At 42.6% G+C, this 25,017-nt stretch carries 12 protein-coding genes, 2 tRNA genes, 3 rRNA genes and 2 pseudogenes; 12 read left to right on the top strand and 7 right to left on the bottom strand.

The genetic code is table 11. The annotated features are described in order from the left end of the window. The first annotated feature begins 636 nt into the window (after positions 1-636). Genes W03_RS01735 through W03_RS01715 form a run of 5 tightly spaced genes read left to right on the top strand, consistent with a single transcriptional unit; the run spans position 637 to position 5,971 of the window. Complete coding sequence (locus tag W03_RS01735) at positions 637-1,632, top strand: lysylphosphatidylglycerol synthase transmembrane domain-containing protein (RefSeq protein ID WP_244070800.1); 996 nt, start codon at positions 637-639, stop codon at positions 1,630-1,632. Positions 1,633-1,660: 28 nt separating this feature from the next. Then, positions 1,661-2,830, top strand: a complete 1,170-nt coding sequence (gene wecB / locus W03_RS01730) for a non-hydrolyzing UDP-N-acetylglucosamine 2-epimerase (protein ID WP_244070798.1) — start codon at positions 1,661-1,663, stop codon at positions 2,828-2,830. A 2-nt stretch (positions 2,831-2,832) separates the two neighbouring features. Next, positions 2,833-3,828, top strand: a complete 996-nt coding sequence (locus W03_RS01725) for a polysaccharide deacetylase family protein (protein ID WP_244070796.1) — start codon at positions 2,833-2,835, stop codon at positions 3,826-3,828. 30 nt (positions 3,829-3,858) lie between these two features. Beyond that, complete coding sequence (locus tag W03_RS01720; protein WP_244070794.1) at positions 3,859-4,626, top strand: glycosyltransferase family 2 protein; 768 nt, start codon at positions 3,859-3,861, stop codon at positions 4,624-4,626. A 1-nt stretch (position 4,627) separates the two neighbouring features. Then, entirely contained in the window at positions 4,628-5,971 is a 1,344-nt protein-coding gene (locus W03_RS01715) for an NAD(P)/FAD-dependent oxidoreductase (protein ID WP_244070792.1), read from the top strand. Between the two features lie 196 nt (positions 5,972-6,167). Here W03_RS01715 and W03_RS01710 read toward each other — a convergent pair whose 3' ends face one another. Then, positions 6,168-6,668 carry a transposase gene (locus W03_RS01710; RefSeq protein ID WP_244070790.1) on the bottom strand — a complete coding sequence of 167 codons (501 nt, stop codon included), beginning with the start codon at positions 6,666-6,668 and terminating at the stop codon, positions 6,168-6,170. A 55-nt stretch (positions 6,669-6,723) separates the two neighbouring features. On the opposite strand from W03_RS01710, the gene W03_RS01705 reads away from it, so the two are divergent. After that, a complete protein-coding gene (locus tag W03_RS01705) occupies positions 6,724-7,617 on the top strand; it encodes a helix-turn-helix transcriptional regulator (protein WP_244070788.1) in 894 nt (297 codons plus the stop codon). A 182-nt stretch (positions 7,618-7,799) separates the two neighbouring features. On the opposite strand, the pseudogene W03_RS01700 reads toward W03_RS01705, so the two are convergent. The 6 genes and pseudogenes from W03_RS01700 to W03_RS01675 all read right to left on the bottom strand — a co-directional run. Then, a pseudogene (locus tag W03_RS01700) lies at positions 7,800-8,069 on the bottom strand (IS1595 family transposase); the annotation flags it as partial. Between the two features lie 404 nt (positions 8,070-8,473). Next, positions 8,474-8,586, bottom strand: a 5S ribosomal RNA gene (gene rrf / locus W03_RS01695). Positions 8,587-8,659: 73 nt separating this feature from the next. Further along, positions 8,660-11,555: ribosomal RNA gene (locus W03_RS01690) — 23S ribosomal RNA — on the bottom strand. A 229-nt stretch (positions 11,556-11,784) separates the two neighbouring features. Continuing rightward, positions 11,785-11,860: transfer RNA gene (locus tag W03_RS01685), tRNA-Ala, on the bottom strand. A 6-nt stretch (positions 11,861-11,866) separates the two neighbouring features. Beyond that, positions 11,867-11,943: transfer RNA gene (locus tag W03_RS01680), tRNA-Ile, on the bottom strand. Between the two features lie 115 nt (positions 11,944-12,058). Further along, positions 12,059-13,596 (bottom strand): 16S ribosomal RNA (locus W03_RS01675). Together the 16S, 23S and 5S rRNA genes with 2 tRNA genes alongside form the textbook arrangement of a ribosomal RNA operon. A gap of 717 nt (positions 13,597-14,313) precedes the next feature. On the opposite strand from W03_RS01675, the gene W03_RS01670 reads away from it, so the two are divergent. From W03_RS01670 to W03_RS01645, 6 genes and pseudogenes are all read left to right on the top strand, one after another. Further along, positions 14,314-14,556: a hypothetical protein gene (locus W03_RS01670; protein ID WP_309296079.1), complete on the top strand. Its 243-nt coding sequence runs from the start codon at positions 14,314-14,316 to the stop codon at positions 14,554-14,556. Then, on the top strand, positions 14,525-14,731 hold the full coding sequence (locus W03_RS01665; protein ID WP_244073749.1) for a hypothetical protein: 207 nt from the start codon (positions 14,525-14,527) through the stop codon (positions 14,729-14,731). The genes W03_RS01670 and W03_RS01665 overlap by 32 nt, the downstream gene beginning before the upstream one ends. 395 nt (positions 14,732-15,126) lie before the next feature. After that, positions 15,127-16,060: pseudogene (locus tag W03_RS01660) on the top strand (IS110 family transposase). 296 nt (positions 16,061-16,356) lie between these two features. Beyond that, on the top strand, positions 16,357-17,400 hold the full coding sequence (locus W03_RS01655) for an IS110 family transposase (protein WP_244070393.1): 1,044 nt from the start codon (positions 16,357-16,359) through the stop codon (positions 17,398-17,400). 786 nt (positions 17,401-18,186) lie between these two features. Beyond that, positions 18,187-20,298, top strand: a complete 2,112-nt coding sequence (locus W03_RS01650) for a methyl-accepting chemotaxis protein (protein WP_244070784.1) — start codon at positions 18,187-18,189, stop codon at positions 20,296-20,298. 41 nt (positions 20,299-20,339) lie between these two features. Beyond that, positions 20,340-24,965: a response regulator gene (locus tag W03_RS01645; RefSeq protein ID WP_244070782.1), complete on the top strand. Its 4,626-nt coding sequence runs from the start codon at positions 20,340-20,342 to the stop codon at positions 24,963-24,965. The last annotated feature ends 52 nt before the right edge of the window (positions 24,966-25,017 follow it).

The following is a 25,017-nucleotide window of genomic DNA, read 5'->3' as shown; positions in this document are numbered from 1 at the left end:
TGTGTAGCCTGACTTAATAAAATCAGGCATTCGAAATAGCACAATATATCACGTTATTCCAATATAAGGTTGCACATGGGATCTCCTTATATTATATTGAGACGAAATAAACAGACCTAACTATCACCTATCACCATATCAAACTCGTTTAGTGATGTGTGTTGTCAAAAAGGAAGTTTATCGATCAGTATATTAATGTAGTTTCGGATTATTCGTATAGGTACCGCCATGCTGCATATAGTATCTCGCTTAAAATTATTATGGAAGATAATAGTAGTTTGTGTAGGTTGGACACCTGATCGAAAATACCTACTTGCACCTGAAAAAGATGGCGCGATATTGCTGTAAAGATGCATTAAAAATACGCTTCTTTCTTCACCATGCCCATATAGATGCGTATTCTTTGGTTAAAATCTCATAACTATACTATCTAAGAATCGGTGTATGTAGTATTTATCACTTCAAGTTTCACACATCTAGTGTGTAATAAAAATGAGCTATGATTTGCGCTGTATTCTTACCTTAAAAAATTAGTGCTTTCATTTAACATTAGCGCTTATTGGCACTACTCTAAGTCGAAACATCAAAAAAAGCTATTTCTCTCTCTATATGATCTAACTATTATAAAAATAAAAAATGCTATCGAAAATAAACACTCAATTTAAGTGGACATTACTGGGGCTTTGTATAGGTGTTGTTTTTTTATTTCTTTCTTTACGTAACATAGATGTTTATACTGTTCTTGAGAATCTGTACACTATCAAACCTTTTCCTGCTGTAATGGTTATTGTAGCTGGATTATTATTTATGCTCATAAAATCATTGCGTTGGTCAGTAATTTTAAATCCTGTAACGCATGTCAATTTTTCAGCATTACACTCTGCAGTCTATATTGGAACAGCGGCTAATCTTATCATTGTACATTCCGGTGAAGTTCTTAGATCGGCACTAATAGGAAGAAACTCACGCATTGCTGCAAGTGCTGTTCTTGCATCTGTAGGGGTTGAAAGAATTTTTGACTTTATGGTAGTCATTGTTTTATTTGGAGTTCTCTTAATTACCAGTGAAAAATTGCCTGACTATGTTGCTGCTGCTGGCTTCGTTGCAATATTTATGATTATAGCAGGACTCATAGCGATTGTTTCTTTATTGGTTCCATCTAAAACCAGAAGAAGTATCAGATTGATGGTTATTCGTTATTTTCCAGAAAAACTATCGGTAATGATAAGGAGTCAACTCAAGCGCAGTCTAGTGGGCTTCTCTACGTTAGGTAATCCATCGTTAGTTATTAAAGTATTTTTTCTATCCATTTTACAATGGAGTTGCATAATTTTTGCCATTTGGCTATGCGCTTATGCTGTTGGATATACAGCCACAGTCGCTATGGCAATTGCAGTATGGATACTAATGGTTATCGGTCTTACTTTGCCTTCTTCTCCTGCACAACTTGGAACTACTCAATTAGCATTTACGCTTGGTCTTTCAATCGCTATTAACGAAATGCAAATTCCTTTTGCAGCTTCAGTGGTATATACATGCTGTGTAAATATCCCATACATGATTATTGGTGCGTTTTATTGGTTAAGATTGAGTGAATTCCGTCGAGAAACTCAAAAAATAGAAAGTAACTAACTTAATCTACACAAAACAGGAGCTAGTAATGGTAGAGGCTAGAAATCCAGCGTCGACGCATGCAAATAAAAAAACGATTCTTACGTTATTCGGAACACGACCCGAGATCATTAAACTAGCCCCCGTCATTTGGGCGTTAGAAAAACATAGCGACATTTGGCGCAGCGTTGTTGTTTCATCTTCGCAGCATACGGATTTACTGCGTCCTTTTATTCGTGATCTAAAAATTAATGTAGATCACGATCTTGCTGTGATGACACCTGGTCAAACACCTAATGCGGTTCTCTCGCGGGTTGTTGAAGCAATTGAGCCAATATTCTTAAAGGAAAAACCTGATTTGATTATTGTTCAAGGTGATACAACAACCGCTACTGCGGGTGCCTTGGCGGGTTTTTATGCACGCATACCCGTAGCACATGTTGAAGCAGGATTGCGAACTGGTGATCGGTATAGTCCATTTCCAGAAGAAATGAATCGTCGTTTGATCAGTCAACTGGCAGATTTACATTTTGCGGCAACGGAAGAAAATATAAAAATATTACTCTCTGAAGGGATCAAAAAAGAATCCATAGTTCTGACAGGAAACCCTGTCGTTGATGCGCTTCATCATATTCTGAAAAATTCACGATGCTCCGAAACGCTCACTAACTTTCTTGAAAGTACTAAAGGTAAGCGATTGTTAGTATTAACCACACATCGCAGAGAAAATTTTGGGCAAGTAATGTCTTCGCATCTAAAAGCATTAAGAAAATTTACAGAGCGACACCAAGATATCGAACTGGTTTTTCCAGTACATCCTAATCCATCCGTACGTGCGGTTGTAAATTCTGAGTTTGCAAATATTGAAAGAATCCATTGTCTCGATCCTTTAGAGTATGTGGATTTTTTACACTTGCTCTCGAATGCTTGGTTAATTGCTTCTGATTCTGGAGGCGTGCAAGAAGAAGCACCCTCATTAGGCAAACCTTTGCTAGTATTACGTGATACTACTGAACGCCCGGAAGTATTAGCCTGCGGTGTTGGAAGACTTGTTGGTCATTCGGGTGAGCGTCTTGGAGAAATGCTTGAAGCAGCCATAGATGATCAATCGTGGTTTGATACAGTGGTAAAAACAAAAAATCCTTTTGGAAAAGGCGATGCTGGAGAGCGAATCTCATCTGCTATCAGCAGTTACTTTGCAACTCATAAAAATAGTTAATCATGACTCAGACTTCATCCATTCGCAGTAATAATAAGCCTATTGCAAACCTGTCACTTGATTTGGATAACGAATGGGCGTATCTGAAGACGCATGAAAACCCAGAATGGGAAACTTATCCATCTTACTTAAATTTAGTTATCCCTAGAATACTGGATAATTTAGCGGCGCGGAATTTAAGAATCACCTTCTTTGTCGTAGGCCAGGATGCCGCGCTTGAGTACAATCGTCATGCGCTTTCACAATTGTCAAACGCTGGGCATGAAATAGGCAATCATTCACTCAAGCATGAACCCTGGCTACATTTATTTTCCGAGGCAGAGCTCGAACACGAGTTGGCTGAAGCTGAGCGCTATATTCAAGCTGCAACCGGACATAAGCCAACGGGATTTCGTGGGCCTGGCTATAGTCAATCTTTTGCGCTACTGCGCGTATTACGTCGTCGTGGTTATGTTTACGATGCTAGTTCGTTACCTAGCTTTATTGGTCCACTCGCGCGAGCCTATTATCTCGCTACAGGAAACTTTGGTGCGGAACAGCGCGAAAAATTGAACCGATTATTTGGTAGCTGGAAGGATGGATTGAGACCGTTAAAACCTTATCTTTGGTCTTTCGATCAAACAACCCTATTAGAAATGCCAGTGACAACTTTTCCTATATTCCGAGTACCCATTCACCTAAGTTATGTCATGTTTCTTGCTGGATTTTCTCCTGTATTAGCAAAAGCTTATTTTTATACAGCCCTATGGAGTTGCAAAATATTCGGAATAGAGCCTTCTATTCTGCTCCACCCATTGGATTTTCTAGGTGGTGAGGATGTGCCTCGATTAAAATTTTTTCCTTCCATGCAAATGTCGAGTAAAGAGAAAATCGATATTGTTCAACACTGTTTAGATAACTTGACTCATCTTTTTGATGTGAAAACAGTTGGTGAACATGCCGCAATCGTTAACAATCGACAAAACTTGACTCAAGTAACCCCAAGTAATCCCTCATGAGATATCGCTTACCTAAAACCAGGAGAAGAAATGTTAGATAAAAAAATTACTGTAATGATGCCTGCATATAATGAGGAAAAGGATCTTCCGGGATTGCTTGATCGAATTCAAAATGCAATGAGCGGGTGGGCAAACTATCAAATTCTTGTCGTAGACGATGGATCACATGACCGCACTGCAAAAATTGTCAATGAAGCAGCAGCTCGAATGCCTGCAAAGTTAATACAACACCCACAAAACATGGGATTGGGAGCGGCCATGAGAACTGGACTGAAAGCTGCTGCACAGGATAGCGATGTCGTTGTAACGTTGGATGCTGACAACTCTCAGGATCCAATGTTAATTAAAAGTATGGTTGAGCGGCTTGGAGAGGGCTTCGATGTGGTCATTGCATCCAGATTTCAACCTGGTGCTCAAGAAATAGGAGTACCACCATTTCGCGTTTTTCTCAGTCATGTCGCTAGCGCTGGTATTCGCATACTTGTCGGATATCAAGGTGTAAGAGATTATACGTGCGGGTTTCGCGCTTATAAAGCAGAAACACTGCGTCATTTGATTCAAACTTTTGGTGATTATTTTATCCGTGAAAATGGCTTTTCTTGCATGTTTGAATTGTTACTTAATCTACGTTCCCTTAGTGCCCGCGCCTCAGAAATCCCCTTAATTTTGCGATATGACCTAAAAGAAGGGGCGAGTAAAATGCGCATTCTACGTACTATGTGGCGTTATGTTGTCACATTAACACGTGGTTATCTACCAATTTCCTGGCGGGCAACTCCAAAACGAAGCGGAGCATAGAATGACTAAGGATACTAATAGCGCTAAAATTTCCAAAGATATGAAAAACTCCAGTACTGCAATCATCGGAGGAGGAATTAGCGGCTTAGCAATTGCTTATTGGCTTTCAAAATCAGGTTCACCTGTCACTCTATATGAAGCATCTGATCAGCTAGGTGGACTAGGGACTTTTTTTCAATATCGCAATGTTTCTCTTGAAAAGTTTTACCATTGTATGCTGCCTAGTGATAAACATCTTCTAGGTCTTCTACGAGAGATCGATTTAGAAAATAAAGTTTATTGGAAGGATACTAGCTTTGGTTTTATGCACAAAGGAGAATTATATGGCCTTAATACTCCACTTGAATTGTTACGTTTCCGCCCATTACCATTTATAGATAGATTTAGAGTTGGCTTAACTGGCTTATGGGGAAGCATTTGCTCACCGAACGGATTAGATGAAATAACATGTGTTGAGTGGCTTAGTCGCCTTTCAGGAAAAAGAGCATTCGAAACATTCTGGAAGCCTATGCTGCAAGCCAAATTTGGTAATCAATATCATGAAGTTCCAGCGCTTTGGTTCTGGACGCGGTTCAACCGCGAGAAGGGTGGTAATAAAAAAGAATGCAAAGGCTATATTCACGGCGGCTATCGACGCATTGTAGAAACTCTGTCTGAATCGATCAAGAGACAAGGAGGTATAATTAAACTTCAAGCTTCGATTGAAAAAATAGACTTGAATGCCGAAGGTCAACTTTCCGTGTTAACTCCTCATTCTGAAACAGAATTATTTGATCGTGTAGTTATCGCAACACCAATCTCTTTTTTTAACAAAGCAATAAGTGGCAGTCGATTAGCCGAAAAATGTCCGAGAATTGACGATACTATTGACATGCAAGGGGTAGTTAATGCTGTTATTATGCTTCGCCGCGGTTTCACTAAACACTATTGGGTAGCTGCAATTGACGAAAACATACCATTCCAAGGTGTAGTAGAAAGTACAACTCTTCTAGAGAAATCAGATACAGCCGGAATGCATTTGATTTATTTGATGAATTATATACACCGTACCGACGCACTGTTTAATAAATCGGAGAATGAGATTCTTGATAGCTATATTATTGGGTTGAAAAGACTATTCCCAGATCTTCAAGATGGAGATATTGTTGATCGCTTCTTGTTCCGAGCGCCTTTTGTGGAGCCTTTATATACTGTAGGTTATCAAAAACGCAAACCACCAACAGTACTTATACCAGGAAAACTGTATATGGCAACAACAGCTCAGGTTTATCCAGATGTAACTTCATGGAATGGATCGGTTGGCTTAGCACAAAAAGCTGTAGATCAAATTCTCAAAGACTTTTAGAAAATCCACGGTATTTAAAACACCTTACAGACTAACCACTCCGCTCAGCTGACATCAATCTACTGGAAAGAATTGACAATACATAAGGCTCTAGACTAGTCGCCCCTGAAAAAAGCCTCGACGATTGCTATTTTTTGGGGTGGATCAGATTTCCTTGCTACATGTAGAAAACAACTTTCGCTGGTTGAAGTTTTCATTAACAAATTGGGGTAATTTGCGTTTTTCGCCATGAGAAGAACAGCCAAAGAATGGCCAGCAGCCATTGTCTCAGATTCCATGCGCAAGCAGCCATCAATAGATTGATACGATCTCCGATAGCACCTTTTAAATAATTTCTGATCAACCTAAAATCCGATTTCAAATGACCAATGATGGGTTCAATCGCTGCACGTCTTCTGCATTGCTTTCGTTTCTTGTCCCTTTGATAACGAGTATCTTGTTTGAGTGCTTTCCCCGGCAAAATAATACTCGTGCCATTAACTTCTCGCTTGCCGCGATAGCCGCGATCACATACTGCTTGTTTGACGGCTTTGCCGCGAGATGCCTCAACATGACGCAGTATTTCCGGCAGCGTATGATTGTCATGCCGGTTTTGTTCGTGACTGACTACACCGACGATCAGATTGCCTTGCGCGGTGCTTGCTATCGATGCCTTGCTGCCATATTCGTATTGTTTGTGGTCTTTTCCTTTGGCCACGCAGTACACCTGAGATGGTAATCCTGACCAGGTTGATTTAATCTATCATCCTGCATTGAGTTTACCAGCGGTTAGTCGTTATTCGGCAACAAGTCCTCATTTACTGCGTTGGTTCAAGACCTATAATCAGGGTAAATCCTACAGCAAGCAAGTCAAGCCTTTTAATTTTTTATTGATGTTTCAGGCATCAAAAATAAAACATGCGAGTTGTATAGATGATTATGAAGAAAACATCAAATTAAAATATTTATCGAAGGTGATAGCGCTATTTTGCAAAGATTCAGCAATTGCATTAGATAATTGCTTTGATAGAAACACGGGAAAGTCCATTTCAAAGGAACAACTCAAAACGTATGCACAATGTTTAGCGCAGTATCACTTACATCCTGAGGATAAATTCCACAATGCAGATTATTTAGATCGAGGAATTGTGCAAAGGCGGCATATCCAAGTGGAAGCAATTAAGTATATCGGCAAAGAAGCAAATCGATGGGAAGAGCAATTGTATTTAGGGGAGAATCCAGAAGCGCAAATTGAATACGGAGTTTCACCAGAACTGAAGGAGCGAATACGAGGCACGACTTTAAATCTCTGCCGATCCTTTGGCCTGGCAAAACTTGCTCGGCAAGCTGGTTTATCCGTGGGCGACGTTTCCGATATATTGTCGGGTAAGCGTAATCCTCGGGTTGAGATCTGGTTGAAACTGATGCGAGCTGCTCAAGATTCAGAGGCTCAGAAATATCAGGCTGATCAGAAGAATCAAATTTTATTGAGGATGATTAAGGACATGTGCAATCAGCAGAGTACGAGGAAAATTGCCAAAGAATCCTGCGTTGACTCAGCCAATTTATCTCATGTTTTGAATGGCAGACGCAATATCACAGCATCAATGCGCACAAAACTCGAACGAGCATTAGGAAGTAGCAATTCTTTCAATAGCGCATCATAAATTTACCGCTACCGTATTTAGTTTTATCAAAGGCTGCTTTAAATAAGCAGCCTTTTTATTTAAATTTCTGTCGAAAAAATTTCGATAATTTTGGGGGTTGAATTTGATTGCTTGATGAGAAACACTAGATTCATTCAAAAGTGTGGTCAAAATCGTTCGCTTGAAGGTTTATCCCTATATCCCGTGCCGCGACCGCGTTTGAGTTTGCCATGATAACCACGGTGACGTTTCGCACCAAAATAGCTTTCATCAACTTCCACTCTACCTAACAACTTGTCTTTTAGCGCTGTCTGATGGCCATATATTGCTTGCCTGAATATGCCATACCAACGATTAATCGTGTTACGATTTTTGCCCAACAGCAGTGCCGCTTTGCTGGCAGGTATATCAATGCAAAAGCATTGAATTATTTTTTTAACTGAATAGTCACTTAATTTACTATTTCTTAACATCTTTCTAGACTAACATATTACTTCTGCTAATCTAGAGCCTACATAAATAGGTGCAAGTTCTGGGAAGTTTTCAGGTTGTGAAAAGAGAATTGTTTGTTCAGGTCCCAGTTTTAGTTCTCCAATCTAGAATTGCTGATCAGTTCACATTCCAAAAAAGCTCTCGATCATTCCGCTACGTATTAGCACTACTCACGCTTACTGGCTGACCAATATCATCGGTTTAAGTTAAGCTAGATATAGCTAAATTTCAAGATATTTAGAGTGCAGGAAAATTACAAGTGATATAAATCGCACAGGAGATACCAGAACTAAAGTATACAGGAAAACTAAAGAAATATTACTTTTACTCTGCTTAGATAAGATTAGTATAAAAACTTATCACTACTAGTAACAATTAAAAAAGAACTTGGCAGCAACCTACTTTCACATGCGAATGCACACTATCATTGGCGCAGCTTCGTTTCACAATTCTGTTCGATATGGGAAGACGTGGTTCCAAAGCGCTATGACTACCAAGTATGATCGGTAAATAATATTAACTATATATATGTTAGGTATATTTTAAAATATGATTAAGTAATTAAAGTTATAGGATCAAGCCACACGGTCAATTAGTATCGATAAGCTGAACATATTACTATGCTTACACACTCGACCTATTAACGTTGTAGTCTTCAACGAACCTTTAGAAGGATTAAATCCTTGGGAAGTCTTATCTTATGGCAAGTTTCCCGCTTAGATGCTTTCAGCGGTTATCTTTTCCGCACTTAGCTACCCGGCAATACAACTGGCGTTATAACCGGTACACCAGAGGTGCGTCCACTTCGGTCCTCTCGTACTAGAAGCAGCCCCATTCAAACTTCCAACGCCCACGGCAGATAGGGACCAAACTGTCTCACGACGTTTTAAACCCAGCTCACGTACCACTTTAAATGGCGAACAGCCATACCCTTGGGACCGGCTACAGCCCCAGGATGTGATGAGCCGACATCGAGGTGCCAAACTCCCCCGTCGATATGAACTCTTGGGAGGAATCAGCCTGTTATCCCCGGCGTACCTTTTATCCGTTGAGCGATGGCCCTTCCATACAGAACCACCGGATCACTATGACCTGCTTTCGCATCTGCTCGACTTGTCAGTCTCGCAGTTAAGCACGCTTATGCCATTGCACTATCAGCACGATTTCCGACCGTACCTAGCGTACCTTCGTACTCCTCCGTTACAATTTGGGAGGAGACCGCCCCAGTCAAACTGCCTACCATACACGGTCCCCAATCCAGATAATGGATTTAGGTTAGAATCCCAACAACATCAGGGTGGTATTTCAACGATGACTCCATGAGTTCTAGCGAACTCACTTCAATGTCTCCCACCTATTCTACACAGATGCTATCAAAATCCAATGTAAAGCTACAGTAAAGGTGCACGGGGTCTTTCCGTCTAGCCGCGGGAAGATTGCATCTTCACAAACATTTCAAATTCGCTGAGTCCCAGGAGGAGACAGCGTGGCCATCGTTACGCCATTCGTGCAGGTCGGAACTTACCCGACAAGGAATTTCGCTACCTTAGGACCGTTATAGTTACGGCCGCCGTTTACCGGGGCTTCAATCAAGAGCTTGCACCCCATCATTTAACCTTCCGGCACCGGGCAGGCGTCACACTCTATACGTCCACTTGCGTGTTTGCAGAGTGCTATGTTTTTATTAAACAGTCGCAGCCACCTATTTTTTGCAACCTTTTTCTGCTTCATGCGCGAAGCACTACACATACAAAAGGCACACCTTATTCCGAAGTTACGGTGTAATTTTGCCGAGTTCCTTCTCCTGAGTTCTCTCAAGCGCCTTAGAATTTTCATCCTACCCACCTGTGTTGGTTTGCGGTACGGTCTCTATTCAACTGAAGCTTAGTGGCTTTTCCTGGAAGCTTGGTATTACTTACTTGGCGCTCCTAAGAGCGTTACGTCATCATATCTCGGTTTCATTGTTCGGATTTTCCATAACAACACACCTACATACTTAAACCAGGACATCCAACACCTGGCCAAGCTAACCTTCTTCGTCCCCACATCGCATTGAATAAAGGTACTGGAATTTTAACCAGTTTCCCATCGATTACGCATTTCTGCCTCATCTTAGGATCCGACTAACCCTGCGCCGATTAACGTTGCACAGGAAACCTCGGGTTTTCGGCGAGAAAGTTTTTCACTTTCTTTATCGCTACTCATGTCAGCATTCGCACTTCCGATACCTCCAACAATTCTTACGAATCATCTTCACAGGCTTACGGAACGCTCTCCTACCATTTGCATTAAAATGCAAATTCCTTGCTTCGGTGTACAATTTAGCCCCGTTACATCTTCCGCGCAGAACGACTCGATCAGTGAGCTATTACGCTTTCTTTAAAGGATGGCTGCTTCTAAGCCAACCTCCTGACTGTTTATGCCTTCCCACTTCGTTTCCCACTCAATTGTATCTTTGGGACCTTAGCTGAGGATCTGGGTTGTTTCCCTTTTGACACCGGACGTTAGCACCCGATGTCTGACTCCCACGCTCGCACTCTTTGGTATTCGGAGTTTGCAATGGTTTGGTAAGTCTCAATGACCCCCTAGCCATAACAGTGCTCTACCCCCAAAGGTGATACGTAAGGCACTACCTAAATAGTTTTCGGAGAGAACCAGCTATTTCCAGATTTGTTTAGCCTTTCACCCCTACTCACAGTTCATCCCCTAATTTTTCAACATTAGTGGGTTCGGACCTCCACAAAGTGTTACCTTTGCTTCATCCTGACCATGAGTAGCTCATCTGGTTTCGGGTCTACACCCAGTAACTAGCGCCCTATTAAGACTTGCTTTCGCTACGCCTACCCTATTCGGTTAAGCTTGCTACTGAATGTAAGTCGCTGACCCATTATACAAAAGGTACGCAGTCACTCAATAGTAAACTATTAAGCTCCCACTGTTTGTATGCATGCGATTTCAGGATCTATTTCACTCCCCTTCCGGGGTTCTTTTTACCTTTCCCTCACGGTACTGGTTCACTATCGGTCGATTACGAGTATTTAGCCTTGGAGGATGGTCCCCCCATCTTCAAACAGGATTTCACGTGTCCCGCTCTACTTATCTCAATCTTAGTTCCACACTCAAATTTTTACCTACGGGACTATCACCCACTATGGTTTAACTTTCCAGAAAATTTGATTAATTTGAATGTTAAATATTGATGGCTCATCCCATTTCGCTCGCCACTACTTTGGGAATCTCGGTTGATTTCTTTTCCTCTGGTTACTTAGATGTTTCAGTTCTCCAGGTTCGCCACATTTGATCTATATATTCAATCAATGTTGATCCTTTTCGGATCGGGTTTCCCCATTCGGATACCTTCGGATCAATGCTCGTTTGTCAGCTCCCCGAAGCTTTTCGCAGACTTCCGCGTCCTTCATCGCCTGTAATCGCCAAGGCATCCATCACATGCACTTATTCACTTGATCCTATAACTTTAATAACTTACAAAAACTTATTTAAAAGTTAAGCTCAATTACTACAAATATTACATTTATTAATACAATCATCCGCTTTTTTCACTGAAGTATCACTTCAATGAATCTACTTTTCTTTCTCTATTTTTAAAGAACAAAAAACCTGTCGTTCTATACTTCGTCATCATCAACGAGGCATCGTAATACAAAAATAATCATTAATATTTTTTAAATAAAAAATTGGTGGAGGTGAACGGGATCGAACCGATGACCCCCTGCTTGCAAAGCAGGTGCTCTCCCAGCTGAGCTACACCCCCAATATATGGTGGGTCTGGATGGACTTGAACCATCGACCCCACGCTTATCAAGCGTGTGCTCTAACCAACTGAGCTACAGACCCTTTTATTAAGTCTTTGCGCACTCAATATTAATTCTCTTGTTACTAATCGCCTGATTATTTTGATTACTATACAAACAATCGATAGGCTGTGAACACTTAAAATAGCTATAACTAGAAAGGAGGTGATCCAGCCACAGGTTCCCCTACGGCTACCTTGTTACGACTTCACCCCAGTCATGAATACCACCGTGGCAAGCGCCCTCCTTTCGGTTAGACTACCTGCTTCTGGTGAAACCCACTCCCATGGTGTGACGGGCGGTGTGTACAAGACCCGGGAACGTATTCACCGCGGCATGCTGATCCGCGATTACTAGCGATTCCGACTTCACGGAGTCGAGTTGCAGACTCCGATCCGGACTACGACGCGCTTTCTGAGATTAGCTCCCTTTTGCAAGTTGGCAACCCTCTGTACGCGCCATTGTATTACGTGTGAAGCCCTACCCATAAGGGCCATGAGGACTTGACGTCATCCCCACCTTCCTCCGGTTTATCACCGGCAGTCTCATTAAAGTGCCCAACTAAATGCTGGCAACTAATGACAAGGGTTGCGCTCGTTGCGGGACTTAACCCAACATCTCACGACACGAGCTGACGACAGCCATGCAGCACCTGTGTTCAAATTCCCTTTCGGGCACGAATTTATTTCTAAAATCTTTCTGACATGTCAAGGGTAGGTAAGGTTTTTCGCGTTGCATCGAATTAATCCACATAATCCACCGCTTGTGCGGGTCCCCGTCAATTCCTTTGAGTTTTAATCTTGCGACCGTACTCCCCAGGCGGTCAACTTCACGCGTTAGCTACGTTACCAAATCAGTTAAGATCCGACAACTAGTTGACATAGTTTAGGGCGTGGACTACCAGGGTATCTAATCCTGTTTGCTCCCCACGCTTTCGTGCATGAGCGTCAGTGTTAACCCAGGAAGTTGCCTTCGCCATCGATGTTCCTCCATATCTCTACGCATTTCACTGCTACACATGGAATTCCACTTCCCTCTGCTACACTCTAGTCATGTAGTTTCAAACGCAATTCCCAGGTTAAGCCCGGGGATTTCACATCTGACTTACATAACCGCCTGCGCACCCTTTACGCCCAGTAATTCCGATTAACGCTTGCACCCTACGTATTACCGCGGCTGCTGGCACGTAGTTAGCCGGTGCTTCTTCTGTTGATACCGTCATTAATTATGATTATTAGTCATAACCTTTTCTTCTCAACTGAAAGAGCTTTACAACCCGAAGGCCTTCTTCACTCACGCGGCATTGCTGGATCAGGGTTTCCCCCATTGTCCAAAATTCCCCACTGCTGCCTCCCGTAGGAGTCTGGGCCGTGTCTCAGTCCCAGTGTGGTTGGCCATCCTCTCAGACCAACTACTGATCGTTGCCTTGGTGAGCCTTTACCTCACCAACTAGCTAATCAGACATCGGCCGCTCTAAAAGCGCAAGGTCTTACGATCCCCTACTTTTCTCCGCAGAGATTATGCGGTATTAGCACATCTTTCGATGCGTTATCCCCCTCTCTAAGATACGTTCCGATGTATTACTCACCCGTTCGCCACTCGCCACCAAGTGCAAGCACTCGTGCTGCCGTTCGACTTGCATGTGTAAAGCATGCCGCCAGCGTTCAATCTGAGCCAGGATCAAACTCTTAAGTTTAATTCCTGCTTTAACTCTTGTGATTCATATTTACATAAATATTTGAACTTAAACTTTCAAATACTATTTTGCTTTCACTATTACTAAGTGTTCACACCTATCGATTGTTTTTTTAAAGAGCATTCGTTACTTTCTGCTTCGATACTGCTAAGTAACGAGAAACGGAATTATACAGACTCCTAATAATCGGTCAAGAAATTTTTTAGCTATATTGTGATTTACTTTGTTTTTGAACTTTCCCTAGAAATTAAGCAGCAAGTCAAAAAATTGCCGTCTTAATAAAACAGAACCTAAGCTAGCGATACCGACACGATGACCCTACGAGACAAAATAAATAACTATATGCTAGAAAGACAATCTCTGCCCAAAAAACGCATTCGTACTTTAATTCAGGTAAAAAGGTTAAAAAAATGTATAACTAATGCTACTGGTCCAACGCAAAAGAACAAATTCCATACTTAAACTCCTGCACGACCTCGCCTGTCAATGCAATAACCCATTAAAATAGTGGCAGCTAAAAGAGAGTTGTAGCAAGAGATGCAGATGAGTTTTGGAACATTGGAATTGGCACAACGATTGAAACGAGATAATGTTCTGATGAAGATTAATGCGCTGATGATGTTCAAAGCAATCCTGCTGGGGCAGTGGCATAGTTTGTAGGATGCGGGCTTGGAGTAAGCGCTAAATATACGGATTGATTTTCTACAATTTTATGGGTTGTCCTTGCCGGACGCGATACCGGACGAAATCACTTTATGCCGGTTCCGAAACCGGCTGGTAATCAACGGCCGGCTAGATGATCTGCTGGTCTCTATCAATGGACAGCTTCAATCACACGGATTGATGATCAAGGGCCCAGCGGAGGCAGTGATTGATACCACGCTGATTGAATCAGCGGCACGCCCTAAAAAGACCATCACGCTAGAGCGTGGATGCCGAAGGGAATGCCGTTCAGTTTGAAGATGGCAGTCAACCGGGAATGAGTTGTATTGAAGAGCAGAGTGCGGATCCGGATACGGACCTGGCTAAAGAAAGGCAAGAAGTCGCAGTTTGGCTACCGCAGTTACCTGGTGAACGCACAATAAGGTATAAGAACAAACCACTTTCGACACGCCAGAAACTGGCGAATCAATGAATCAGCAAGAAACGCTACATTGTCAAACAGTGTTTCGACACCATCAAACAATTATTCAGAATGGGACACGACAGCTACTTCGGTACGGTAAAAGTCAACACCCAAGTCATACCGAAAAGTATCTGCGTGAATCTGAAAAAAGTTGCCAACAAAGTCTTCTTGCATCAACCATTAAGGGGTCAATCCGTCCATATGTTGCATAAGTGGAAAAACTCTTCTAAAAAAGCGAAAAAACTTCACTTTCCACCAAAATGACGTGTAACGACTGTCATTTGCATACCTCTCTCATTAATCACAACCAGAGACCTTATATGGACGCCCACTACCCTAAACGGCATCGAAGTGCCAAAGTAATGGTGCAATAATGCCCACTAATCAAGAGAGGAGCGTCCGACATGAAGATTACAACGATAGGCATTGATTTAGCAAAAGAAGTGTTTCAGATTCACGGTATGGATGTGCAGGGCAAGGCTGTGCTGCGCAAGCAGTTGCGCCAAAGTGAGATGGCAAATTCTTTGCTAACCTCGAACCTTGTTTGATCGGCATGGAGGCCTGTGGTAGTGCACATCGTTGGGTTAGGAAACTGGAGCTTTATGGTCACAGGGTGAAGCTCATGGCACCACAATTTGTCAAGCCATATGTCAAAACGAATAAAAATGACGTGGCAGATGCACAAGCCATCTGTGAAGCAGTAGGCCGACCGACGATGCGTTTTGTCACCCAAAAGACCGTTGAGCGACAATCGATTCTGTCGGTACATAGAGAATTTATACTATCGCCGAGCGAATGCCGGACATACTAGAAGATGGTGAAAACGGGCTGACACAGACCATGCGGCAATTATTAGCACGCTTGACCGATCATCTCAAAGAGCTAGATAAGCAAGTCAATGAACTGGAAATACAAATTCAGCGCTGGCACCAAGATAACGAAGCCAGCCGGAAGCTGGCAAAAATCCCTGGTCTTGGCCCCATTACCGCAAGCGCCATCGTAGCCACCTGAGGTAACGCACGAGAATTCAAGAACGGCAGGCAATTAGCGGCTTGGCTAGGTCTGGTTCCCAGACAACACTCAAGCGGAGGTAAGCAAGTCTTGCTCGGTATCAGCAAACGGGGTGATAGTTATTTGCGTACCTTGTTAATTCATGGTGCACGCGCCGTAATCCGGTATGCCGATAACAAGGAAATATCTGACAACTGGCTTGGAAAAATATTGACCAGGCGCAATAAAAATGTAGTGGCAGTCGCTTTGGCCAACAAAAATGCGCGTATTATTTGGGCACTCCTGACCAAAGGCACTTCCTTTAAGGCCAACTGCGTACCAGTGTAACTGGTATTGGAATTAATTTGATTAACAATCGATAAAACAGACTGGTATTTTAAATAGGGACAATTTTTCACAGATTGCTAGGGCAATCATGACATGATGGCGAATCTGGTAAGACCGTAAATAGCTTAACCTTAACGAGACCTGGCACTTCGAGTGCGCTGCAATGATCAGGGGCTATTTAGCGAATTCCATCAGGGATAGGAGAACCTTCTCCAACTATAATCCGAATGTATGGCNNGGACTCCTCCCTCCAGGAAGGGGTACGGTAGTATCTTTAACTAACCGAGGAGACCAAAATGAAACAAGTTGCTGTAATAGGAATTGATCTTGCCAAAAACGTTTTTCAAATACATGGCACTAATCCGTCAGGATTTACTGTCCTGAAGAAGAAGCTCTCTCGCAGACAGATGATTGAATTCTTCACACAACTTTCCCCATGTCTGATCGGCATGGAAGCTTGCTCGTCTGCCCATTATTGGGGCAGATGCCTATCGGATATGGGACATACAGTACGATTGATGCCACCTCAGTTTGTCAAGCCTTATGTCAAAACCAACAAGAATGATGCTCGTGATGCGGAGGCAATTTGCGAGGCAGTGACACGTCCGAATATGCGTTTTGTACCGATCAAAAGTGAGGAACAGCAAGCAGTGCTTGTGTTACACCGCGTACGTGCCGGCATCGTCAAACAACGCGTTGCACTCGGCAACCAGATTCGTGGCCTATTGGCTGAGTTCGGCATCACTATTCCGCGGAGCTTCAAGCAGCTCAATACACGGCTGATACAGATCATCAGTTCACAAGATAGCCAAATACCCAGGGATCTCAATGTAATGTTTTCCTCACTCTTTCAGGAGCTGACCAATCTCACTTGCCGGATCAAGGTATTCGATAAGCAGATCGAATCGCATCTTCGTAGCAGCAAGGAATGTCAGCGTATCCTGCAGATCGAAGGAGTAGGTCCGCTGACTGCTACGGCTGTAGTGGCATCGATTGGCGATATCCAGAACTTTAAGAGCGCCAGCCAGTTCGCAGCCTGGCTTGGGCTGGTTCCGCGACAAAATTCCAGCGGCGGCAAAACCCAGTTGCAGGGCATCAGCAAACGCGGCGATATCTATCTGCGTTGCCTGCTGGTGCATGGTGCTCGTGCAGCCCTGAGCTATGCTAAACGTATCGACAAGCTCAACAGTTGGCAACAGGCAATGCTGCAACGAAAGACTCTCAACAAAGTGGTGGTGGCGATGGCACACCGAACGGCAAGGCGTATCTGGGCGGTACTTACTAACGACTGCGCTTATGACCCGAGTTATCCACAGCGACTTGTCGCTCAGCACTATTGAGGGTGCAGCGTCAAGCCACCATGGATAACTCTAGACAACATTAGCATACGGTATTGGCTTGCCACCAATATTAGGGTAAATAGAGGTATGCTACAAACGTAATAGATTTCTTTGATTTGCAGTGTGATTTCGAGTGATGGTAAAGCGGGTACATCCGCAGCTGGGAAGCCTGATACATGGACAGTGGCTTATGATCACGAGTGGGCGATGAGGCCCCAGCAGCGAATTTCCATCAAGGTCAGGGATATAATAAACAGATCCCATTACAGGCCGGATATACGAGTGCAAGTGCTTCAGCTAAAACCTCATCAAAAAATCTCACACAAAACGGAGGAGTCCATATACGTCCATGTAAGGTTTCAACCAATTTACGCAGTTATGCAGAGGTCTCTACTTTTCTACCAGTGTTAACGCGTATTGCACAGAAGTCACTACTATAATCACCAAAGACCTGCATTCGAATCTTCCCCTTTAGCGCTCAAAAACACAATTCTTCCACTTCACTGAATTCAACAGTATTTAGTAATTCACCCATGGCTATATGAATACACTCCAGCATATATGATTGAGCGTTCATCCAAAGAATATAGTAATTCTTTATATAAATTACTATCCTGTGTCACCTAATTCGCCTGACGCCTCAATTTCTAAAAGACACCATTTATCGGGTCTTATTGTGTTTTTGACCGAATCTGTTAGCAGCTATGCTACTCCTCGATAAGCATGATCACCTCGCTAAGAAGTTTGAGGCATTCTGAAAAGCCATGATTAAGCCTGGAGATGTCAATGGATGAACATTTTTCAAAATCAAAACTGGCAACGGGAATTTCTGCACTAAGAGCAAATTTGCCAATTATTGTGTTATCCCCCAAAGCTGGTAGCGGAAAGAATAATGTAACATTTCTCAATAAACAGCGAACCATGGGATTTTGGATCGTATTCTTAATACTGTGCATAGTGACTGTTTCGATCATCAGCAAATACCATAACCAGCGTGCATTCACTCAAACACTGCTGATTTCTGATTTACCAATTCTTCACCTGCAGCTAGCAAAAAACATCCAAAAAACTCCTCAAGCTCATTCGATCACTTTTACTCATTTACTCGATTATAAAAACAAAATCAATACGTTAATAAATATCATGAGTGAAGGTGGAAACTATCAGGGTGAAACCGTAGTTGCTGTAACTGACCCCGCTACTCTAGCAACACTAGAAGTTTACCGACGTGATTGGCAACAAATTGATGAACAAATCAATCTACTACTCAACTATCAGGACGCTATCATTAAACTGAATAGTAGCATTAAGACAATCGAAACTCTCTATAGCCAACTAACGCGGAGAATCGATGAAACCTTATACCGCATGCTTGAGATAGGCAATCTACCGCATGAAATGCGAATCATGGAAACCATACGCGCACGCGCTCGCAATGCAACCCAAAACATCCAAGTCATTTTCTTAAATGAGCTATCATTCGCAGAAATTGCCGCGCAACTCAACCAAGATCAAGCGCAGATTACGGCTATCACCCAAACAATCAGTCAAGGCTCACAAGGACTTGGTGCAATTTCAGACAAGGATGAAATGATTCAAGATTTACTGTCACACATCTATTCATTATTAAGAAAGTTTGACCAGCACATCAATTTGGTTCAGAAAGAAATCGCTGCAGCAATGACTGTGCAATCAACGATACAAAAAATTAGCAGTAAAAGTGATGAAGTCATAACCTCAATTGAAGAAATAAAAAATAAAGCGCGAGAACACAATTTTGCATTTATTTCTATATTAGACACATTATTTTATTTTCTTGCTGCCATCCTAACTTTATGTCTAATATCGTTCATTTATCATGTACGTCAAAACTTACAAGATAAAGCCTCCCAAAACAAGGATGAAATCAAGCATACGCAGCTCGCAATTCGAAAATTACTCAGTGACATGAAAAGAATCGCTGAAGGTGATTTGACGGTTCGCACTGATATCACAAATGACACCACCGGCGCTATCGCTGATGCGATCAATTGCACTATTGAAGAACTGCATACCTTGGTAGAACAAGTTAATCAAGCTGGTGCACTGGTTGTCAAATCTTCTAATCAAGCACAGTATGTATCGACCGAACTGTTGTCAGCCGCACAGCATCAATCAGCTAAAATTGAGGAAACCACTTTAGCGGTACTGGGTATGGCTGAATCAATCAGTGAGGTATCGAATCTAGCGACTGAATCTGCAAAAGTTGCAGAACAATCGTTAACTACTGCTGAACGAGGTACGAAGGCGGTACGAGACTCAATTGCCGGCATGAATGAAATTCGCGCACACATTCAAGATACCTCGAAACGCATCAAGCGGCTAGGAGAAAGCTCTCAGGAAATTGGTGAAATTATTGCATTGATTAGCGACATTACAGATCAAACCAACGTCCTCGCACTAAATGCTGCATTACAAGCTAATGTTGCTGGAGAAGCAGGACGCGGATTTAGCGTCATCGCTCAGGAAGTACAACGTTTGGCAGAGCGCTCTACCGAAGCCAGCAAACAAATCGGCGAATTAATCATAACCATTCAAGGTGATACGCAAGACGCCATAGCCGCGATGGAAAGAAGTACGCTTGGTGTTGCGCAAGGCGCCCAACGATCCGATGCTGCCGGTCGCGCACTCGAAGAAATAGAACAAGTTTCCAAACAGTTGGCAAAGCAAGTAACGCACATTTTTGATGTCACCAATATGCAAACGCGAGCCGCTCACCAGGTAGTAGCCAACATGGAAGAGATCCTCCGTATCACCAGGAAAAACACCGAAGGAACCCAGAAAACCACTACCTCAATTAAACAAATTGCCGGATTTGCTTCTGAACTAAAAGCTTCAGTATCGAACTTTAAAGTGTAAGCTTTGTTTTCAATCAGTACATTGACTGATAATATTCCAGTATGAGCGCTCAACATAAACTCAATATTTCGTCGATCTACGGAATTAAAGAAGGAATCTATCAGGTTTTTTCGTTGATTGATCAGAACTTGGATAGCTATACACAGCATCCAGAGAAGATTAGTCTAATTCGTGATTGCAGAAATTACATTCTACAATTGAATGGCTTGCTCGAAATGCTGGAACTTAGCAGTATCACAGTTCTCAGTAAACAGATGGTACAGTTGATCGATGCGCAGATCGACAAAAAAATCACCGCAAACCCAAAAATCCCAGAAGCTCTACAACTGGCCTCAAGAACCTTACAGCATTATTTAAGCGAACTGATTGAGGGGAAATCCGAAAACCCGCTCCAACTATTTCCAGCATACCGTTCGCTGATGCAAGCTTATGGCAGTGAATATATTCCTGAAAGCGATCTGTTTTTCCCTCGATTGACTATTGAACCGCCTCTAGTCAAAATTTCAATGCAAACAGATGCTCTTGAGGCGAAAAGCATCATCAAGCAAGCCGGTAGCGAATATCAAACCGGATTACTCAAATGGCTGCGAGATCCCACGCAACAGGAAGGCTTGCAGCTCATGGCCACTGCAGTCCTTCAATTTGAGAAATTACCAGGAACATTAGAGCAGCGTGCTTTTTGGTGGGTTACCGCTGGATTTCTTGAAGACTTGATGCAACTTAAATCAACTGAGATTGATCTTGCGATTCGGCGGCTATGTGGAAAAATTGAACAGACCATGCGCCACCTAACCACCGAAGCGTTGGTCGATACACAATCATTATTACGCGAATTGCTATATCACGTTGCACATAGCGAAGAATCCAGCCAACGTATTGCTGATATCAAACGTTGTTATGTATGGCCCGGACAAGACACAAAAACAAGCCCGCTGACGTTAGAACAATCGGAAGCCTTATCGCCGATTCTTAGCAAACTCCATAGTAGGCTAATGGAAGCCAATGACATTTGGCGAGAGTATTGTGCTGGTCATCAAGAAAGCCTGATTTCACTTCGTGAAAATGTTAAGCAACTAAAACAATTGTCACAGCAAACACAATGCACACCACTAGAGAAATTAGTGGAAGGCATTAGTCAAACTGTCGGTTATCTACACGATAAACAAGCAGACATCGATGAAGAACTGGCGATGGAAATGGCCACTGCTTTACTGTTGGCCGAAAGTATTATTGATGACTTTAATCAGCTTTCCACTGACTTACCGCAACAAGTTGAAGCGCTGACTGCTCGACTGCAACAAGTTACGATATCCAGCGGAACAAGTTCTACAGATCTGGAACACCTGTCATTTAGCATCATTGATAATCGTAAACAAGAAAAAGAACTGCTAGCGCAAATTGCACAAGAAATTCAGGTTAACTTAGGATCAATCGAAAATATTCTAGATACCTTCTTTTTCGAACCTGAGAAACGTTCAGAACTGACTAAGCTTCCCATGTTATTCAAGCAGATTTCCGGTGCATTTACTGTACTAGAACTGGAGCGTGCCAGTAATTTACTGGAACTCTGCCGGAATCTGGTCACAAAATTTTTGAATTCGGAACATAAAATCATTGAAGCCGAGCAGATTCTATTAGTCGACGGCTTAAGTAGCCTCAGTTTTTTCATTGCATCGTTGAATAATGGTCGTCCTGATAGCTATCAAATCCTCGAGGAAGCTATTTCTTTATTTGAAATTGCTTCCTTGCCGGAAGATGCATCATTACTTGCACTAGAGGCTGCGGTTGGAGCAGAAGCTACCAAGCAGCCAGATTCCGCAGATTCCGAAGTCCTAGAAAAAACAACCAAACCAGAGCCCGATCGAGAATTGCTGGATATTTTCCTCGAAGAAGCCGATGAGTTGTTAGCCAGTATTACTCACGACTTAGAAAATTGCCAGAAAAATCCTAACGATGGCGTCGCATTAGTTGCCCTGCGACGTGCATTTCATACGCTTAAAGGCAGTGGTCGCATGGTCATGCTTGATGAAATGAGCGAAGTGGCATGGCATCTTGAACAAGTCCTAAATCGTTGGATTATTGAAAAAAGGTATGCCTCAAATCCATTACTTGATCTGATCTCAAGAACTATCGACGCCTATAGCTTATGGTGCAAAAATTTAAGTACTTATGGTGCAACAGACATTGAAGCTGAAGATTTATTACGATCTGCATCGGAGTTACTTAATACTACAAAAGATCACCCCTTAGTTGCTGTCGAAGCCGACACATCAAAACCTGATAAGGTAGTTACCACTGTTATCACAAATGACGACATACCGGTCACCGCCATCCCTACCCCGATTCGAGAATCCACGTTGGCTGATTCTACGCCACAATTTGCTCAAGTCGATAAACCACTGCATCATCAAAACAACGACGATCAGATTAATTATGAGTTATTGCCGGTATTTATTGAAGAAACGCAAGATATCATTCCGCAGATCGGCAGTAAATTACGCGCTTGGCGTATCTTGCCACAAGATCAAGATATCCATCATGCGTTGATGCGCCTGCTTCATACGATAAAAGGCAGTTCTCATATGATCGGCGCCATACATCTAGGCACCCGAATCCATACACTCGAAAGCCATGTTGCTGCAGCATTCCAGCAACACCATATTGCAGAAACTGCTCTCGATCAGCTTGAAAACGAATTTGATGTCATCAGCGGAGAAATCGAACAACTACAAACCGCGCAAGTGAATGCTGTTGCTCCGGATCAAGATTTGCCAGATACGGATATTCCATCCATTCATTCGACCGTAGATGGCTCGGACGACAGTAGCTTGTTGCAATCGAAATCCATCGTTCGAATCAATGCAGACCTGATTGACCGCTTAGTCAACGAGTCGGGTGAAGTGAACGCGCTTCGTTCAAAAATTGAAACACAATTAAATGCGTTTAAATTATCGCTACAAGATTTATCGGAAAGCACACATCGACTACACGATCAACTGCGTGAAATTGAAATTCAAGCAGAAACGCGGATGCAAGCGCACAACGCACAACAGCGCGATCTTGAACAAGGATTCGATCCGCTTGAACTTGATCGATTCACTCGATTCCAAGAACTTACCCGATTAATGGCTGAAAGTGTCGATGATATTACTACCGCACAAAAAAGCCTACGTACCACGCACCACATTGCTGAAGAAGCTACAGCGCAGCAAGCTGTCATTCATAAGCAACTACAGCAATCTTTGATGCAAATTCGCACCATACCTTTTGGTAATTATGCCGAGCGATACTATCGCATTGCTCGGCAAGTTGCTGAAGAAATGGGCAAGAAAGTGCATCTCGAGATTCATGGCACTGAGGTCGAAATTGACCGTAATGTACTAGAAAAGCTGAATCCGCCTCTCGAACATCTGCTGCGCAATGCTATTGCACACGGAATAGAAGGTTCAGCACAACGCACCAAAATAGGAAAACCTGAAGTAGGTGCAGTTTCCATTCGTTTACATCAACAATCCAACGAAGTGACTTTATCTTTGTCCGACGATGGTCAAGGCCTAAATCTGCCACGTATTCGTGAAGAAGCTCGGCGACTGCGGCTAATAGAAGAATCTAGTGTATTGGATGATGACACCGCAATGTCTTTAATTTTCGCACCGGGACTATCAACCACCGAAGCAGTTACAGGCATTGCTGGACGCGGTATTGGCTTAGATATCGTAAAAAATGAAATTTCTATTTTAGGCGGCCGCATCAGTGTTAACTCATCTCCAGGCAAAGGTACCACCTTCATCCTTAATTTGCCGCTGATGTTGTCCGTTGCACAGGTCATGATGGTTCGTGTCGGAAAACAACATTATGCGATTCCGGCTTTTATTGTCGCTAGTTTTTGTGAAATGGATCTGGACGCGTTGAAACAAGCGTATCAGAAGCACTATGTGCTATTTAATGACAAGCAGTATCCGTTTTCGCACTTAGCACACTTGCTCGGAGAACCAGATCATACACCTGAGACAGATAAGAAAAGCCAAGTATTATTTTTGCATAGTGGTACACAGCACTTAGCTATCCATGTTGACGAGCTACTTGATAACACTGAAGTGGTCATTAAAAATCTCGGGGCACAATTAACACAAGCGCCGGGAATCGAAGGTGCGACCATTACAGGCAACGGTGAAATGATCCTGATTATGAATCCGGTGAAATTAATGCCGCGCAGCGATGTTCAAAAGATTTTGAATACACCGACAAAATTATCATTCGACCGAAATCAACGTAAAAAAACCAAAACACCGCCCACGATTATGGTCGTCGATGATTCTTTAACAGTCCGAAAAGTAACCTGCCGTCTTTTAGAACGCGAAGGGTGTGATGTCTTAATTGCGAAGAACGGTGCTGAAGCAATTAGGATCTTACAAGATACGATACCAGATGTTATGCTGGTCGATTTAGAAATGCCCAAGATGAACGGTTTTGAATTGATCAGAAATATCCGCACTCACAGTAAAACGGCAGAAATCCCTATTATTATCATCTCATCCAGAACAGCAGAAAAACATCAAAAATTAGCCAAAGAATTGGGTGTTAATGTATTCCTAGGAAAGCCCTACAAAGAAGATACATTGATCAAACATTTAGCTAAATTCATCTCAAAGCCTGATTCAATCTAAACCATTTTTGTTTTTCACGCATTTTTTAAATGCGTTCTACGACTTATTCTGC

Source organism: Nitrosomonas sp. PY1, assembly GCF_022836435.1.
In the GTDB taxonomy this organism is placed as follows: domain Bacteria; phylum Pseudomonadota; class Gammaproteobacteria; order Burkholderiales; family Nitrosomonadaceae; genus Nitrosomonas.
The sequence above is the reverse complement of the archived record's forward strand: the minus strand, read 5'-3'. Positions and strand labels throughout refer to the sequence as shown.